Origin of the sequence: Mumia sp. zg.B17 (assembly GCF_019550915.1) — a bacterium.
GTDB lineage: Bacteria > Actinomycetota > Actinomycetes > Propionibacteriales > Nocardioidaceae > Mumia.
The window spans coordinates 54,938-70,862 of record NZ_JAHWCI010000005.1; the positions used below are offsets into that span (position 1 = coordinate 54,938).

The 15,925-nt window shown below is 70.3% G+C and carries 13 protein-coding genes; 2 read left to right on the forward strand and 11 right to left on the reverse strand.

The window, feature by feature from the left end; all coding sequences use genetic code 11:
* Nucleotides 1-6: 6 nt before the first annotated feature.
* From KV097_RS05895 to KV097_RS05910, 4 genes are read right to left on the reverse strand one after another with little or no spacing between them, the layout of a single operon-like run.
* Nucleotides 7-846: an alpha/beta fold hydrolase gene (locus tag KV097_RS05895; protein WP_220365354.1), complete on the reverse strand. Its 840-nt coding sequence runs from the start codon at nt 844-846 to the stop codon at nt 7-9.
* Nucleotides 741-1,718: a protein kinase gene (locus tag KV097_RS05900; RefSeq protein ID WP_255559255.1), complete on the reverse strand. Its 978-nt coding sequence runs from the start codon at nt 1,716-1,718 to the stop codon at nt 741-743. The genes KV097_RS05895 and KV097_RS05900 overlap by 106 nt, the downstream gene beginning before the upstream one ends.
* A complete protein-coding gene (locus KV097_RS05905; RefSeq protein WP_220346959.1) occupies nt 1,715-2,434 on the reverse strand; it encodes an ABC transporter permease in 720 nt (239 codons plus the stop codon). Before KV097_RS05905 ends, KV097_RS05900 begins: the two co-directional genes overlap by 4 nt.
* Nucleotides 2,415-3,344, reverse strand: a complete 930-nt coding sequence (locus KV097_RS05910; protein ID WP_220365356.1) for an ABC transporter ATP-binding protein — start codon at nt 3,342-3,344, stop codon at nt 2,415-2,417. Before KV097_RS05910 ends, KV097_RS05905 begins: the two co-directional genes overlap by 20 nt.
* 225 nt (nt 3,345-3,569) lie before the next feature.
* Between KV097_RS05910 and KV097_RS05915 the strand changes: the two genes are divergently transcribed.
* Together KV097_RS05915 and KV097_RS05920 are read left to right on the forward strand one after the other, a co-directional pair.
* Nucleotides 3,570-6,299, forward strand: coding sequence for an AAA family ATPase (locus KV097_RS05915; RefSeq protein ID WP_255559294.1), 2,730 nt, complete (start codon nt 3,570-3,572; stop codon nt 6,297-6,299).
* Between the two features lie 98 nt (nt 6,300-6,397).
* Entirely contained in the window at nt 6,398-8,008 is a 1,611-nt protein-coding gene (locus KV097_RS05920) for a multicopper oxidase family protein (RefSeq protein ID WP_220365358.1), read from the forward strand.
* A 27-nt stretch (nt 8,009-8,035) separates the two neighbouring features.
* On the opposite strand, the gene KV097_RS05925 is transcribed toward KV097_RS05920, so the two are convergent.
* The 7 genes from KV097_RS05925 to KV097_RS05955 all read right to left on the reverse strand — a co-directional run bounded on the left by KV097_RS05925 (nt 8,036) and on the right by KV097_RS05955 (nt 15,888).
* A complete protein-coding gene (locus KV097_RS05925) occupies nt 8,036-8,635 on the reverse strand; it encodes a GNAT family N-acetyltransferase (RefSeq protein WP_220365359.1) in 600 nt (199 codons plus the stop codon).
* Between the two features lie 39 nt (nt 8,636-8,674).
* On the reverse strand, nt 8,675-9,631 hold the full coding sequence (locus KV097_RS05930; RefSeq protein ID WP_308289355.1) for a bifunctional riboflavin kinase/FAD synthetase: 957 nt from the start codon (nt 9,629-9,631) through the stop codon (nt 8,675-8,677).
* An 86-nt stretch (nt 9,632-9,717) separates the two neighbouring features.
* Entirely contained in the window at nt 9,718-10,953 is a 1,236-nt protein-coding gene (locus tag KV097_RS05935) for a phosphatidylserine/phosphatidylglycerophosphate/cardiolipin synthase family protein (RefSeq protein ID WP_220341332.1), read from the reverse strand.
* Between the two features lie 50 nt (nt 10,954-11,003).
* The gene (gene truB / locus KV097_RS05940) at nt 11,004-11,894 is read right to left on the reverse strand and encodes a tRNA pseudouridine(55) synthase TruB (protein ID WP_220365360.1); all 891 of its coding nucleotides are present in this window, start codon (nt 11,892-11,894) and stop codon (nt 11,004-11,006) included.
* A complete protein-coding gene (rbfA, locus tag KV097_RS05945; RefSeq protein WP_220341330.1) occupies nt 11,891-12,373 on the reverse strand; it encodes a 30S ribosome-binding factor RbfA in 483 nt (160 codons plus the stop codon). Before rbfA ends, truB begins: the two co-directional genes overlap by 4 nt.
* A 79-nt stretch (nt 12,374-12,452) precedes the next feature.
* On the reverse strand, nt 12,453-15,413 hold the full coding sequence (gene infB / locus KV097_RS05950; protein WP_220346952.1) for a translation initiation factor IF-2: 2,961 nt from the start codon (nt 15,411-15,413) through the stop codon (nt 12,453-12,455).
* Between the two features lie 112 nt (nt 15,414-15,525).
* Nucleotides 15,526-15,888: a YlxR family protein gene (locus KV097_RS05955; RefSeq protein WP_308289356.1), complete on the reverse strand. Its 363-nt coding sequence runs from the start codon at nt 15,886-15,888 to the stop codon at nt 15,526-15,528.
* Nucleotides 15,889-15,925 lie beyond the last annotated feature (37 nt).

The window sequence follows — 15,925 nt, forward strand, 5'->3', positions numbered from 1 at the left end:
GAGCGCTCAGCCGAGGAAGGTACGAAGGGCGGCGTTGACCTCGTCGGCATGTGTCCACAACAGACCGTGCGGCGCACCTTCCACCTCGACGTACTCGGCGTCCGGAACAAGGTCTCGGAATCGCCGACCCGTGGCATCGATCGGCAGGATGTTGTCGGCGGTGCCGTGGAGGATCAACGTCGGCAGAGCAGCGTCGCGGACCGCGGCGACGTCACCTCGGAAGTCCTCGATCCAGCTGGGGACCACCGCGTACGCCGCGACGGGGGCACTGCCGACCGCGATGTTCCAGCTCGCCCGGACGACTTCCTCGCTGATCCGCGACCCAAGGTTCTCGTCGAGGTTGTAGAAGTCTCCGTAGAACTGGGTGAACCAGGCGTACCGGTCGGCCTTCGCCGCGTCCATGATGCCGTCGAACACCGCCTGCGGGACGCCTTCGGGGTTGTCGTCGCGTTGCACGAGAAACGGTTCGAGGGAGGCGAGGAACGCAAGCCTCGCGACGCGGTCGGTCCCGTACGTCGCCACATAGCGGGCGAGCTCACCGGTGCCCATCGAGAACCCGACCAGGATGACCTCGTGCAGGTCGAGCGTCTCGAGCACGGCGTTCAGGTCGGCAGCGAAGGTGTCGTAGTCGTAGCCGGTGGCGACCTTGGAGGACCGGCCGAACCCACGACGGTCGTAGGTGATGACGCGGTAGCCGAGGTCGAGCAGCTCGCGGGTCTGCTTCTCCCAGCTGTCACCGTTCAGCGGATAGCCGTGGATGAGGACGACAGGCTGTCCCGTGCCCTGATCCTGGTAGTACAGCTCGATCGGGGTGCTGTTCTCGTTGCCGACGGTGATGAAGCCCATGATGCGTTCCCTTCCTTGTGGCCGATGAGGCCCTTCGCTGCTGACTGGAGCGCATCCGCGAACGCCCGGGCGCTCTGGAAACGGTCCTCTCGCGCTTTGGCGAGTGCTTTGACGAGTACGGCTCCGAGCGCCGGCGAGTGGTCGTAGGCGGTGATTCGCGGTGGTTCTTCGTGGACGTGCTGGTAGGCGACAGAGACCGGGTCGTCCGCGACGAAGGGCGGCCGCCCGGTCAGCATCTCGTAGAACAGGCAACCCGCCGAGTACAGATCGCTGCGGACGTCCGCGACCTCGCCGCGGGCCTGCTCCGGCGAGAGGTAGACGGGAGTCCCCATGAACGCCCGGTCGTGGGTGATCGTCGCGGTCGGATCACCACTGTCGCGCGCGATCCCGAAGTCGACGACCTTGACGGCGCCGGACGGCGTGATCATCACGTTGGCCGGCTTGATGTCGCGGTGGACGACGCCCGCCCGATGGCTGGACTCCAGTGCCGAGAGCACCCCGAGCTGATACCGGATCGCCCGCTCGAGCGAGACGCCACCGCGCTTGAGCATGTCCCGCAGCGACCAGCCGGGGACGTACTCCATGACGAGGAACGGGACGCGTACGTTGCCCTCCCCGCCACCGACGACCTCCTCGCATCCGGTGTCGAGGAGAGCGACGATCGCGGGGTGGCAGAGCCCTGCCACCAGGCGCGCTTCACGCCGGAGCCTGGAGAGCACCAGGGGATCGTGTGCGAGATGCGTACGGAACACCTTGACGGCGACCTGGCCGCCCGAGCGGAGATCGTGTCCTCGGTGGACGTCGGCCGTCCCGCCGCGTCCGACGACCTCGCCCAGCACGTAGCGGCCACCGAGCACCCGAGGTGTGCTCATCGGCGCGGCTCCCATCGGAAGTACCGCGATGCCAGCGCGAAGGCAGCGACGACCCAGCCCAGCGTGGGCGCCAGGAGCGGCAGCGACTCGACAACCGGGACACCGCCGTTCCAGGCGTTGACGACCAGCTGGGTGGCCGAGCCCCCGGGGAGCAGACGCTTGAGCACGGCAAGGTCCTCGAGGCCCGTGATCCCCACCCAGCTCGCGACGGCGATCACGACCAGGCTCACCGGCAGGGTCGTCACCTGGGCGTGCTCCGGAGAGTTCGTGAGTCCGGTCGTGGCCAGCGCCAGGCCGACCATCATGGCGGCGATGGCGAGGATCGCCACGACGAGGATCGGGATGTCGACCGGCGCGGTGGCCACCACCCCGAGGACGACCAGGATCGCGACCGTCTGCCCGAGCGCGATGACGGTGATCGGCAGCACGAGCCCTGTCAGGATCTCGGCGTCGCTCGCTGCGGTGGAACGCAGCCGTTTGAGGAACAGGTTCTGTCGCCGCGAAGCCAGGGTGGTCACCGCGGTGGTGTAGAGGCCGAAGGCCATCACCGTGAAGAGCACGATCGCCGCGATGTAACCGAGGCTGGCCCCGTCGGCGAATGCCTCGTGCCGGTAGACGAAGAGCCCACCGACGGCCAACGGGATGATCAGGCCCGTGACCATGACCAGCCGGTTCCGGAAGATCTGGATCAGCTCACTACGCGCGATCGCCAACATGCTGCGGCCTTTCGAGAGTCGGTGTCGTGGTTTCGCTGCTGAGGGCACGGAAGACGTCGTCGAGGCGGGTGGCACCAGCCTGCAGCTCCTGCAGCTCCACCCCGGCGTCGTGCGCCCAGTCCAACAACCGATAGAGGTCCTCCTGGAGCCCGAACGTCTCGACGCGCACCGTCCCGTCGGCGTGGGCGAGGGAGAGCGGCGGCTCGGGTGCGCCCGCAGGAAGGATGAAGCTGATGACCGACGGGAGACTCCGGGTCAGCTCGACGAGCGTTCCCTCCTTGCGCAACGTCCCCTGGTGCATGACGCCGATGCGGTCCGCCCGCTGCTGCGCCTCCTCCAGGTAGTGGGTGGTGAGCACGATCGTGGAGCCCTCTTCGCGCAGGCGGTCCACCGCGGCCCACAGTGCATCACGGGACTGGATGTCCAGTCCGGTCGTCGGCTCGTCGAGGATGACGAGCTCGGGCCCGCCGTAGACGGTGGTAGCGAAGTCGAGGCGTCGCTTCTCCCCACCGGAGAGCTGCGCGACCTGGGTGCCCGCCTTGTGGGTGAGGCCGGAGATGGCGAGGACGCGCTCGACGTCGTCGTGCCTCCCGCTCAGCGTGCCGAGGAGACCCACCGACTCCCGCACCGTGAGATCCGGGGAGAAGCCGCTCTCCTGCAGCATGATCCCCATCCGAGGCCGTACTGCACGACGGTTCGTGGGGGGTTCGCCGAAGATCCGTACGCTGCCGGCGGTGGCCTGGCGGTGGCCTTCGACGACTTCGAGGGTGGACGTCTTGCCGGCTCCGTTGGTGCCGAGGAGGGCGTAGAGCTCACCGTGTTGGACATGGAACGAGAGATCCCGCACGGCGGTGAAGTCGCCGTACGTGATGCTCAGTTTGTCGACCTCGATGACGGGGCTGATGGACATGGCGGATCTTTCATTTCGGGGTTCTTGCCGGGTCATCAGACTCGCAGCGGCCGGTGGCACTTCGCGTCAGTGAAAGCCCCTGATGTCCTCGCGCGTGCGGCGACCCGCTCGCCCTTTCCGCGTCCACGGAGGACGACCCGGTCTGGTGCGCCCCGTTCGCATCGGTAAGGATTACCTAGACCTCCACCTAGGTGACGACGCTGGGAGTGCACACTGACGACGCTTCTGGGCCGGCGCGAGGAGTGCGAAACGGTCACACAGCTGCTCGACCAAGCCCTGTCCGGTCGCAGCGGCGTACTCGTACTGCGTGGCGAAGCAGGCATCGGCAAGACGGCGCTCGTCCAGCATGCCCGCGACCGCGCGGTCCCCTTGGGGTTCCGCGTGGAGTGCTGTGTGGGGGCGGAGTCCGAGACCCAGTTCGCCTTCGCTGGTCTGCACCAGCTGTGCGGGCCGCTGCTGGACGGCGTGGATGCGCTGCCCGAGCCGCAGCAGACGGCACTCCGCGTGGCGTTCGGACAGCAGGCCGGTGCCGCACCGGACCTGTTCTTGGTCGGGCTCGCCGTCCTCAACCTTCTGGCCGACGCCGCCGAGAAGGCGCCGCTGCTGTGCCTGATCGACGATGCACAGTGGCTCGACCAGGCATCCGCGCAGGTCCTGGCCTTCGCTGCGCGCCGGGTCGACGCTGACAGGGTGGCGCTGCTCTTCGCGGTGCGCGACACCGACGTGGACAGCGATCATCGGTTCGCCGGACTGCCCGAGCTGCGCCTGGCAGGGCTGTCCGAGATGGAAGCCCGATCGTTGTTGGCCACCGCGGTCCACACGCCGCTGGACGATGCGGTGTCCGAGCGGATCTTCGCGGAGGCGCGCGGCAACCCGCTCGCCCTGCTGGAGCTCCCCCACGGCATCCACGCCGCGCATCTGGCCGGCGGGTTCGCGGTGCCCGATGCGCGGGGCGTTCCACGCCGTGTCGAAGACAGCTTCCAGCGGCGCTCCGCAGGGTTGCCGGTCGCCACCCAGCGGTTGCTGTTGGTCGCATCGGCCGATCCGACCGGTGACGTCGAGCTCCTCTGGCGCGCCGCGGCGCGGCTCGGGCTCGATCGCGAGGCGGCCGCACCGGCCGAGACCGCAGGTTTGCTGGAGATCGACGGTCAGGTGCGCTTTCGTCATCCCCTGGTGCGATCAGCGGTCTACCGGTCCGCCACTCCGCCTGACCACCGCCGCGTCCACGGAGCGTTGGCGGCCGCCACCGACCCGTTGTCCGACCCCGACCGGCGCGCCTGGCACCAGGCTCAGGCGGTCCTGGGCACCGACGAGCAGGCGGCTGCGGAGCTGGAGCGCTCGGCCGACCGAGCACGCGACCGCGGAGGCGTGGCTGCTGCCGCCGCCTTCTTTCAGCGCGCAGCCGAGCTGACGCCGGAGCCTGCCGCTCGCGCGCGGCGGGCGCTGGAGGGCGCCCACGCGCAGCACGAGGCTGGTGCGACCGAAGCTGCTCTGGCACTGCTGGCGGTCGCGGCGGCGGGGCCGCTGGGCGACCTGTCCCGCGCCCGCCTCGACCTGCTGCGTGCTCAGATCGCGTTCCACCTGACGCGAGACCACGGCGTGCCGGGGATGCTGCTGAACGCGGCTGAGATGCTCGCCCCGCTCGACCCCGCGCTCTCTCGCGAGACCTACCTGCACGCGCTCGATGCGGCGGTCCTCACAGGGAGCGGCGACGCCGTGCAGATCGCTGCAGCGGCTTCGGCCGCTCCCCGCTCCGAGGTACCGCCGCGACCGGTGGATCTGCTTCTCGACAGCCTCGCGACGACGTTGACGAAGGGGTACGCAGAAGGGGCGCCCCTGCTGCGGGGCGCCCTCGAGTCGTTTCGCGACAGCCCGCACACCGATCCTGATCAGAACCGTCAGAACGCCGGCTGGTTGTGGCTGGCCGGCCGCAACGCGGTGGCCATCCTCGACGACGAGCTGCTTCACGCACTGGCCAGCCGCAACGTCGCACTGGCGCGAGAAGCCGGTGCGTTGGCAGCGCTGCCCGCCGCGCTGAATCTCATGTCCATCGCCTCCGTCCTGATGGGCGAGCTCACCCGAGCGGGCGAGCTCGCCGCCGAGGCGACGGCCATCACTCAGGCCACCGGCGGCCTCCAGCTCCGGCACGCCCCGGTCATTCTGGGTGGTTGGCGAGGCGACGAGGCCGAGACCATCGCGCTCAGTGCCGTCACCGCCGAGGACGCCGCCTACCCCGAAGGAAGTACGGACGCCTCCCAGGCGCAGTACGCGCTGGCAGTACTTCACAACGGTCTGGGCAACTACTCGGCTGCGCGGGAGGCTGCGTCACGGGCGTGCGAGTCACCTGAGCTCGCACTCAGCAGCGCCAGTCTCCCTGAGCTCATCGAAGCATCCGTCCGTGCCGGTCATCCCGAGCACGCCGCCTCTGCGCTGGAGCAGCTTCAGTGCCGGGCGCGTGCCAGCGGCACGAGCTGGGCGCTCGGGATGGCAGCGCGCTCCCAGGCCCTCACGAGCACCGGATCGAGCGCCGAGGACGAGTACCGCGAGGCGATCGAACAGCTCCGGCGCAGCCGCATGGGCGGCTACCTCGCTCGTACCCATCTCGTCTACGGCGAGTGGTTGCGGCGGGAGGGCCGCCGCCAGGAGGCGCGGGAGCAGCTACGGATCGCCCATCAGCAGCTCACGGACATGGGGATCGAGGCGTTCGCGGAGCGTGCCGCCCGCGAGCTGCGTGCCACCGGTGAGCATCCGCGCAAGCGCACCGTCCAGACGGCCGACTCCCTCACCGACCAGGAGCTGCACATCGCGCGCCTCGTAGCCACGGGGGCGACCTCCCGCGAAGTCGCCGTGCAGCTCTTCCTGAGCCCGCGCACGATCGAAGCCCACCTGCGCAGCATCTTCCGCAAGCTGGACATCACCTCGCGCCGGCAGCTCAGAGAGTTCCCGCTGCCCTGAGCTGGGCGTCGCGGACGGCGTCAGGGACCACCCGGAGCGGCCCCTGACATTCGCCAAAAGGCTTGGGACCGGGGCGCGGGAGGGCCGAGCCTGTCGGTATGGACGCAACGCAGGACTCGCTCTCGAGCACCACGCCGCGCCGGCGCCGTCCGGTGCGCCGGACGTTGCTGCTCGTCGTCGGCTCCCTCCTGCTGCTCGTTATCCTCGCCGTCGGTGGCCTCGGCACGTGGATCGCCGTGAGCTTCGCGAACGCCCGCGTCGACACGGTGGGCGAGGTCGACTTCGACCGTGTCCTCGCGGTCCCCCGGTTGGCCGAGTCGCGGGTCGAGCCGGACGGCACGCGCGTGTTCAGCCTGCGGATGCAGGAGGGCGAGTCCGACCTCGGTGGAGAGCGCCCGACACCGACCTGGGGCTTCGCCGGCGCCTACCTCGGCCCGACGCTGCGCGCCACGCGGGGCGAGAAGGTGCGCGTGGAGGTCACGAACGGCCTCAGCGAGCCGAGCACCGTCCACTGGCACGGGATGCACCTTCCCCCGGAGATGGACGGCGGCCCGCACCAGATGGTCGAGCCCGGCACGACCTGGTCACCGCACTGGGTGATCGACCAGCCGGCGACGACGCTGTGGTACCACCCCCACCCCCACGGGGCGACGGCGTCGCACGTACGACGCGGGCTCGCGGGGATGTTCCTCCTGGACGACCCGGCCGACAGCGCGGGCGGGCGTGTCGGCGCGGCCCTTCCCCACCGCTACGGGGTCGACGACGTCCCGCTCGTCGTGCAGGACGTGCGCCTCGACGACGACGGCCGCATCGACGACCAGGAATCGCTGTTCAGCTCGGTGGGAGCGTTGGGTGACCGGGTCCTCGTCAACGGGACGCCAGGGCCGTACGACGAGGTGACAGCGCAGCGGACCCGCTACCGCCTGCTCAACGCGTCGACCGCGAGGACCTACACCTTCGCGTTCTCCGACCGCCGTGAGTTCGCGCTCGTCGGCACCGACGGCGGTCTCGTCGAGAGGCCCGTCTCCCTCGACCAGATCGTCCTGACGCCGGGTGAGCGCGCCGAGATCGTCGTCACGATGGAGCCGGGCGACCGAACCGTGCTGCGCAGCGAGCCCCTCCCCGACCGGTTCGGCGGCGGGAGCCGCTTCACCGGCGACGACGACCGCCTCGACGTCCTCGAGCTCCGCGCGGCGGACCGGCTCGACCCGTCGCCCCCGCTCCCCCGCCGGCTGGCGCCACCTCCCGACGTCGATCCCTCGGACGCCGTACGCACGCGGACGTTCCAGGTGAGCAGCAACGCCATCAACGGTCGACGCATGGACATGGGCCGGATCGACGCGCAGGTCGAGGACGGGAGCACCGAGATCTGGGACGTCTCGTCCGGCGACGGCGGGCTCCACAACTTCCACGTCCACGACGTGCAGTTCCGCGTGGTCAGCGTGGGCGGGAGGACGCCCCCCGTCGACGAGCGTGGGTGGAAGGACACCGTCCCGGTGCGACCCGGGGATCCCGTCCGTCTCGCGGTCCGGTTCGACCTGCCGCCCGGCGCGAGCGGCGCGCCCGGAGGCGCCCCCTACATGTTCCACTGCCACCTCCTGCGCCACGAGGACTCCGGAGCGATGGGGCAGTTCGTCGTGGTCCCGCCCGGTCAGGGGTCGGACACGGCGACGGCGCCTCCGACGCCGACCACCGCGCACACGCACTGAGGTCCGCCGCCAGTCACACCGTACGGATCAACGCGGCGAGTCATGGGCCGGGCCAGGCCCGAGATCGGCGAAGCGGGTGTGCACGTGCATGTCGTGCCACCCGTCCGCGTGCAGGGCTGCCGAGCACCGCGTTCCTTCCAGACTGAACCGCGCTCTCTGTGCGACCCGGCAGGACGACACGTTGCTGACCGCGTGCTCGATCTCAAGGCGGTGGAACCCGAGGTCCAGGAGCCACGCCGCGACGCGGTCGACCGCCAGGGTGGCCACCCCTCGGCCCCGGGCAGCGGCGACGGTCCAGTAGCCCAGCTCGGCGCACCCGTCGCTCAGGTCGACGCCCCTGATGCCGACCCGCCCGAGGAGGGTGTCGGGGTCGTCGACGACCGCCCACTGCCCACCGACGTCGGTGGCCCAGTGGCGTGCCGCTGCACCGATCCACCTCGTCGCCTCCGTCGTGCTCAGGGAGCGCACGTGCCACCGCTGGATCTCCGCGTCCTCGTACGCGGCGGCCAACGCGTCTGCATCGGTCGGGCGCCACGGCCGGATCGTGAGCTCCGTGAGCGTGAAGATCGGTTGTGGCCGGTCGCTCAGCGTCCCGCGGGGCAGCGACGGCTCGACGAGGTCGGGCACACGTTCAACCTACAACCGGGTCTGGACCCGCGTGTCCGGTCAGTGCGGCTGCAGCGCGTCGCGGACCTCGGCGACGTCGCGGTGCATCCGCTGGACCAACGCGTCCATCCCGTCGAACCGCACCTGGCCGCGGATCCGAGCCACGAACGACACCTCGACCTCGACGCCGTACAGCTCCAGGTCGTCCCGGTCCAGGACGTAGGACTCGACGCGGCGCTGCACCCCGTCGAACGTGGGGTTGGAGCCCACGCTGATCGCGGCGGGCAGCGGCTCACCCTCGTCGTCGCAGCGGCGGAGCCACCCCGCGTAGACGCCGTCGGCGGGCACCGCGTAGCCGGCCGGCGGGAGGACGTTCGCGGTCGGGAACCCCATCGCCCGGCCCCGCTTGTCGCCCTCGACGACCACGCCGCGGATGCTGTGCGGCCGCTCGAGGACGCGCGCGGCGTCGGAGACGTCCCCGTCCGCGATCAGCCCGCGCACGTAGGTGGAGGAGTAGACGATGTCACGAGCGCCGTCGAGGTCGACACCCTCGGCGACGAAACCGTGCTCGTGGCCGCTGGCGACGAGCGTGGAGACGTCACCCGCGGCCTTGGTGCCGTACGTGAAGTTGTCGCCCACGACGACGCCCTCGGCCCGGAGCTCGGACACCAGGATGCGCTCGACGAACTCCTCGGGACTCCACGCCGCCATCTCGGGCCCGAAGGCCAGCACCCGCACCTCGTCCGCTCCCGCAGCGCGCAGCAGCTCGAGCCGCTGCGGCACGGTGGTGAGCATCCGGGGCGCTCGATCCGGGGCGAAGACGGCGGTGGGGTGAGGATCGAAGGTCACGGCCACGACCGGGGCCCGCGACGACCCGATCTCCGCCGCCAGGGTGCGGGCTCGCGCCAGCACACGCCGGTGACCCGCGTGGACGCCGTCGAACACGCCGATGGTGGCCACACTGGGTGTGCTGCGGGACTCCGTCGCCGCACCGTCGATCGCTCGCCACACGTTCACAGGGCAACTGTGCCACGGACCACGGTCGAGGCTCCCGCCTGTCCCCCCGGCCGAGCCGCCTTCCGTCCGGATTCGGGGTGAGACGGCTAGAGCAGCGGGCGGAGCGGCACGAGGACGGCTTCGCTGAAGCGCGCCATCGCGCGCCGGCGAGACCACTCGTCGACGGTGAGCTCGCGCGTGGCGGAGGTGTCGTTCTCGAAGATGCGCTCCATCATCGCCGCGATCGCCTCGTCGATGATCTCCGCGTTGACCTCGTAGTTGCCGGTCAGGCTGAGCCGGTCGATGTTGGCGGTGCCGATCGTCGACCAGCGACCGTCCACGGTGGCGGTCTTGGCGTGCACCATCGCACCCTGGAACAGGAGGATCTTGACCCCACCACGCAGCAGCTGGGAGTAGAACCCGCGCGACAGCCAGTCGCACAGCACGTGGTTGGAGATCTCCGGCACGATCACGCGGACGTCGACGCCGCGTGCGGCTGCTCGCAGGAGAGCGGCGAGGACGTCGCGGTCGGGGATGAAGTAGGCCTGGGTGATCCAGACCCGGACGCTCGAACGGTCGATGGCGTCGAGGTACATGTTGCGGATCGGGAACGACAGGTGGAGCGGGGCGTTGCGGTGGGCGCGGAACCGCGGCTCCCAGTCGATGTCACCGGTGTCCAGCAGCTCTGGCTGCTCGGTCCTGCGGTGGGCGTTCCAGAAGTCGACGAACGCGTTGTTGAGCTCCCAGGTGTGGGGCCCCTCGACCCGCAGGTGGGTGTCGCGCCACTTGCTCGCGTAGTCGGCGCCGATGTTGTAGCCCCCGACGAACCCGACGTTGCGGTCCACGACCAGGATCTTGCGGTGGTCACGCCCGGTCTTGCGGATCCGCAGCAGGAAGATCCACGGGCTGAACCATGGGTGCCGCATCACCTGCACCGACGGTGGGAACTTCTTGAACGACCGCTTGACCACCAGGTTCGCGAAGACGTCGTAGATGACATGGACCTTGACGCCGCGCTCCGCGGCGGCGACCAGCTCGCGCTTGAACTCCTCGCCGAGGGAGTCGCCCTTCCAGATGTAGGACTCGAGGTGGATCTCGTGCTGCGCGCCCCTGATCTCCGCAAGCATCGCGTCGAAGAGGTCGTGGCCGTAGGTGTAGACGGTGACGGTGGAGTCGCCGAGCTTCTCCGAGATCGGAGGAAGGCGCGGGAACGTCACCTCCGCGGTGTCGTCGACCCGGCGCTTGCGGTGGGTGTCGATCGCCGTCAGGACGGCTGCCACCACGACGATCAGGACGAACCAGATCGCCACCACCCAGAGTGCGACCCGCAGGACCGTCACCATGCACCACAGACTAGGGGCTCACCGCCGTGAACGACGTCTCACTGCTCGTATCAGCCCACGAACACCGCGACCGAACGAGCGTCGGCCCCCCGCTGCTCGTACAACGCCAGGAAAGCACCACCAGGGTCGAACACCGCGACGGGCCCCCGCGCGCCGAGATCGTACGACGTCAGAGCCCGGCCGTGCCGGACGATCCGCGCCTGCTCGGCGTCGAGGTCGACCGACGGGAACGCCAACCGGGCGGCGTCCTCGAGCGAGACCACCACGAGCTCCTCCGCGAGCTGGTCGAGCGTGCGCGCGACGTCGATGCCGAAGCCGCCGACGCGGGTACGGCGCAGCGCCGTGAGATGTCCGCCGACACCGAGCGACGCCCCCAGGTCGCGAGCAAGCGCTCGGACATAGGTGCCGCTCGAGCACGTGACGCGGGCATCGACGTCGACCGTGCTCCCCTCCCCCGGGCGCAGGTCGAGCAGGTCGAACCGCTCGACGGTCACCCGGCGGGCCGGCAGGTCCACCTCCTCACCGGCGCGGACCCTCGCGTAGGCCCGGCGGCCGTCGACCTTGATCGCCGACACAGCCGACGGGACCTGGTCGATCTCCCCGACCAGCGGGAGTGCAGCCGTACGGACCGCCTCGAGGTCGAGCCCCGAGGCGTCCGCCGTCGCGACGACCTCACCCTCGGCGTCGTCGGTCACCGTCGTCGCGCCGAGCCGAACGGTCGCCTCGTAATCCTTGTCGTGGCCCGAGACGTGCCCGAGCAGACGCGTGGCCCGACCGACCCCGAGGACCAGCACGCCGGTCGCCATCGGGTCGAGCGTGCCGGCGTGGCCGACCTTGCGCGTCCCCGCCAGCCGCCGGACCCGTGCCACCACGTCGTGCGACGTCAGGCCCGCAGGCTTGTCGACGACCACCAGGCCGGTCGGCGGCTCGGCGGGGCTCACGCCTCGGGGTCGCGGTCGATCCGGGGAGCCTGATCCTCGAGGGCGACCTGCTCCTCGAGCTCCTCGGCCTTCGCCTTGTACGGGTCGGCGTCACCGGCGTACTCCGCGCGAGCAGCCTTCTCGGCGACCCTGGCGTCGCGCTCGCGGGCCCGGGTCAGCAGGTCCTCGATCTGACGTGCGTTCTCCGGGACGGCGTCGCGCACGAACTCCAGCGACGGCGTGTGCCGCATGCCGAGCTGCTTGCCCACCTCGGACCGGATGAGGCCCTTGGCACTCTCCAGCGCGGCGGCCGTGCCCTCCAGCTCATCGGCGTCACCCATCACCGTGTAGAACACGGTCGCATGCTGGGTGTCGCCGGTGACGCGGACGTCGGTGACCGTCACGAAGCCGATCCGCGGATCCTTGACCCGGCGCTCCAGCATCTCCGCCACGATGACCTTCACCCGGTCGGCGACCTTGTTGACGCGCATGCTTCCCATCACGAACTCCTTTTCGAAACGAGAGGCGGGGCGCCGCTGTCCGCAGCACCCCGCCTCGTTCAGTCATGACCGTCAGGCGTCAGGCCCGAGGGATCTCCCGCATCTCGAACGTCTCGACGATGTCGCCGATCTTGATGTCGTTGAATCCCTTGAGCGTCAGACCACACTCGAAGCCCTCACGGACCTCGGTGACGTCGTCGCGCTCACGCCGCAGGCTGGAGAGGTCCAGGTTGTCCGCGACCACGGCGCCGTCACGCAGCAGCCGGGCCTTGGAGTTCCTGCGGATCGAGCCGGAGGTGACCATGCAGCCCGCGATGTTGCCGATCTTGGACGAGCGGAAGATCTGGCGGATCTCCGCACGGCCGAGCTGGGCCTCCTCGAACTCGGGCTTGAGCATGCCCTTGAGCGCCGCCTCGATCTCGTCGATCGCCTGGTAGATGACCGAGTAGTAGCGGATGTCGACACCCTCGCGGTCGGCGACCTCGGTCGCCTTGCCCTGCGGACGCACGTTGAAGCCGATGATCACGGCGTTGGACGCGGCCGCCAGCATCACGTTGGTCTCGGTGATCGCACCGACACCACGGTCGATGACCCGCAGCGCCACGTCGTCACCGACGTCGATCTTGCTCAGGGCATCCTCGAGCGCCTCCACCGAGCCGGAACCATCACCCTTGAGGATGAGGAGCAGCTCGTCGGTCTCGCCCTTCTCCATGTGCTGCATGAAGTCCTCGAGCGTCCGGCGGCCGGCACGCTGCGCGAGAGCGGCGTTGCGCTCACGCGCCTCACGCTTCTCGGCGATCTGCCGGGCCATCCGGTCGTCGGAGACGACCATGAAGTTGTCACCGGCACCCGGCACGGCCGTCAGGCCGAGCACGAGGACAGGACGAGACGGGTCCGCCTGGCTGACCGGGTCGCCGTGCTCGTCGAGCATGGCGCGGACGCGGCCGTAGGCGGGGCCGGCGACCATCGAGTCGCCCACCTTGAGCGTGCCGCGCTGGACCAGGACGGTGGCCACCGGGCCACGACCACGGTCGAGGTGTGCCTCGATCGCGATGCCCTCTGCTGCCTGGTGCGGGTTGGCACGCAGGTCGAGCGACGCGTCAGCGGTCAGCACGATGGACTCGAGCAGACCCTCGATGTTGAGCTGCGACTTCGCGGAGACGTCGACGAACATCGTGTCACCGCCGTACTCCTCGGGCACCAGGCCGTACTCGGTGAGCTGTCCGCGCACCTTGGTCGGGTCGGAGTCGGGCTTGTCGATCTTGTTGACCGCGACCACGATCGGCACGCCGGCCGCCTTCGCGTGGTTGAGCGCCTCGACCGTCTGCGGCATGACGCCGTCGTCGGCCGCGACCACCAGCACCGCGATGTCGGTCGCCTGCGCACCACGGGCACGCATGGCGGTGAACGCCTCGTGGCCCGGTGTGTCGATGAAGGTGATGCGGCGCTCTGTGCCGTCCACCTCGGTCGCCACCTGGTAGGCGCCGATGTGCTGCGTGATGCCGCCGGCCTCCTTGTCGACCACGTTGGCCGAGCGGATGGCGTCGAGCAGCTTGGTCTTGCCGTGGTCGACGTGACCCATGACAGTAACCACCGGCGGACGCGCGGTGAGGTCGGTCTCGTCACCCTCGTCGTTGCCGAACTCGATCTGGAACGACTCGAGCAGCTCGCGGTCCTCGTCCTCGGGGGAGACGACCTGAACGTCGTAGTTCAGCTCATCGCCGAGGATCTGCAGGATCTCGTCGTTGACCGACTGCGTCGCGGTGACCATCTCGCCGAGCGCGAACAGCACCTGGACGAGCGACGCCGCGTCAGCGCCGATCTTCTCGGCGAAGTCGGTCAGCGACGCGCCACGGGACAGACGGATGGTCTGCCCGTCACCCTTGCGGACGCGGACACCCCCGACCGACGGCGCCTGCATCTGGTCGAATTCCTGACGCTTCGCGCGCTTGCTCTTGCGTCCACGACGAACGGGTCCACCCGCGCGACCGAACGCACCCTGAGTGCCACCGCGACCAGCGCGACCGGGGCCCGGACGTCCGCCGCCACCGGCGAAGCCGCCGGGACGAGGGCCGCCGCCGCCGCCTGCGCCGCCACCGGGTCCACCGGGACGACCGCCGCCGCCACCGGGGCGACCGGCACCCGCCGGAGCACCACGGCCACGACCGCCCGCACCACCACCACGTGCGGGACCGCCGACCGAGCTCTGCTTGGGCATCATCGCCGGGTTGGGGCGCGGCATGCCCGGACGCGGCGCGGGAGCACCGTCGCGCGAGGCCGGCGGACGGGGGGGCATGCCAGGACGCGGGGCGCCTTCACGCTGGCCCTCGCGCGGCGCACCCTCGCGGGTGCCACCAGTGGCACCGCCGCCGCCACCCTCGCCACGACCCGGGCGCTGCATGCCCTGGGTCGACGAGAACGGGTTGTTGCCCGGACGCGGGCCACCACCGGGTCGACCGGCACCACCGGCGTTGCCGCCAGGACGCGGACCGGGACGACCGCCGCCACCCGGGCGCGGGGCCGGAGCGCCACCGGGGCGCGGGGCCTCGGAACGCGCGGCCGGAGCCTCGGCGCGGGGTGCGGGACGCGGGGCAGGACGCGGACCACCGGGCTTGGGACCGGCGGGAGCCGCAGGTGCCTGCGGCGCGGCGGGGGCCGCCGGCGCCTCGGGTGCTGCGGGAGCGGCCGGCGCAGCTGCGGCGGGCGTCTCCACCACGGGAGCCTCGGCTGCGGGAGCCTCGGGCTTCCTGCGCGGACCTGGCATGGGTGCACCGGGCGTTGCTGCCCGTCGCGGGGCAGGGGTGGCCGCGGGAGCGGCCGAGCCGGCGTCGGCCGTCGGCGCGGCCTTCTTGGAAGTCTTCTTCGCACCCTGGGTGCGGAACTGGTCGCCGTACTTCTCGGTGAGGCGACGGATGACCGGTGCCTCGACGGTCGACGAGGCTGAACGGACGTACTCGCCCATGTCGTTCAGTGCCGACAGGACGTCCTTGCTGGTGACTCCGAGCTCTTTAGCGAGCTCATGGACTCGGACCTTTGCCACTTCTCTCCTTCAAGGGCGATCCGAGCCCGGTGGGGCACAGACCGCTTAGTTGATGTGCATGCTCATCGAACGAAACTCATCGAGGGCTCATGAGCGTGTGCTCCACTTCTGTCTATGCACCGCCGGTGAGCGGTGCGGGCTGTGTCGGTCTGGTCGTTCCTCGGACGTAGGCCTCCAGCGGACCGGTGTCGATCGGCCCCTCCACCCGGAGGGCCCGCGCGAACGCCTTGCGCTGGGTTGCTCGTTCGAGGCACGTGACATCGGGGTGCAGGTGCGCCCCACGTCCCGGTGCTGAACCGCGGAGGTCAGGCGTGACGCTGATGCTCGTCTCACCGTGAACAGCCACGACCCGAACCAGATCGGTCTTGTCGACTCGAGCTCGGCACCCGATGCAAGTACGGACAGGCCGCACGCGTACCGGGGTGCCCGACGCTGCATCTTGCGACACACCGCCGGACGGAGTCGAGTGATTCACCGCCGCCAGTCTAGCGGGTCCGCCCCGGGAGTGTCGC

Excerpts from the sequence above, each read along its gene's own strand:
- KV097_RS05910 (WP_220365356.1), bottom strand. The coding sequence starts at position 3,344 with ATGTCCATCAGCCCCGTCATCGAGGTCGACAAACTGAGCATCACGTAC.
- rbfA (WP_220341330.1), bottom strand. The coding sequence starts at position 12,373 with ATGGGAAGCATGCGCGTCAACAAGGTCGCCGACCGGGTGAAGGTCATC.
- KV097_RS05905 (WP_220346959.1), bottom strand. The coding sequence starts at position 2,434 with ATGTTGGCGATCGCGCGTAGTGAGCTGATCCAGATCTTCCGGAACCGG.
- KV097_RS05935 (WP_220341332.1), bottom strand. The coding sequence starts at position 10,953 with ATGGTGACGGTCCTGCGGGTCGCACTCTGGGTGGTGGCGATCTGGTTC.
- KV097_RS05900 (WP_255559255.1), bottom strand. The coding sequence starts at position 1,718 with ATGAGCACACCTCGGGTGCTCGGTGGCCGCTACGTGCTGGGCGAGGTC.
- KV097_RS05920 (WP_220365358.1), top strand. The coding sequence starts at position 6,398 with ATGGACGCAACGCAGGACTCGCTCTCGAGCACCACGCCGCGCCGGCGC.
- KV097_RS05895 (WP_220365354.1), bottom strand. The coding sequence starts at position 846 with ATGGGCTTCATCACCGTCGGCAACGAGAACAGCACCCCGATCGAGCTG.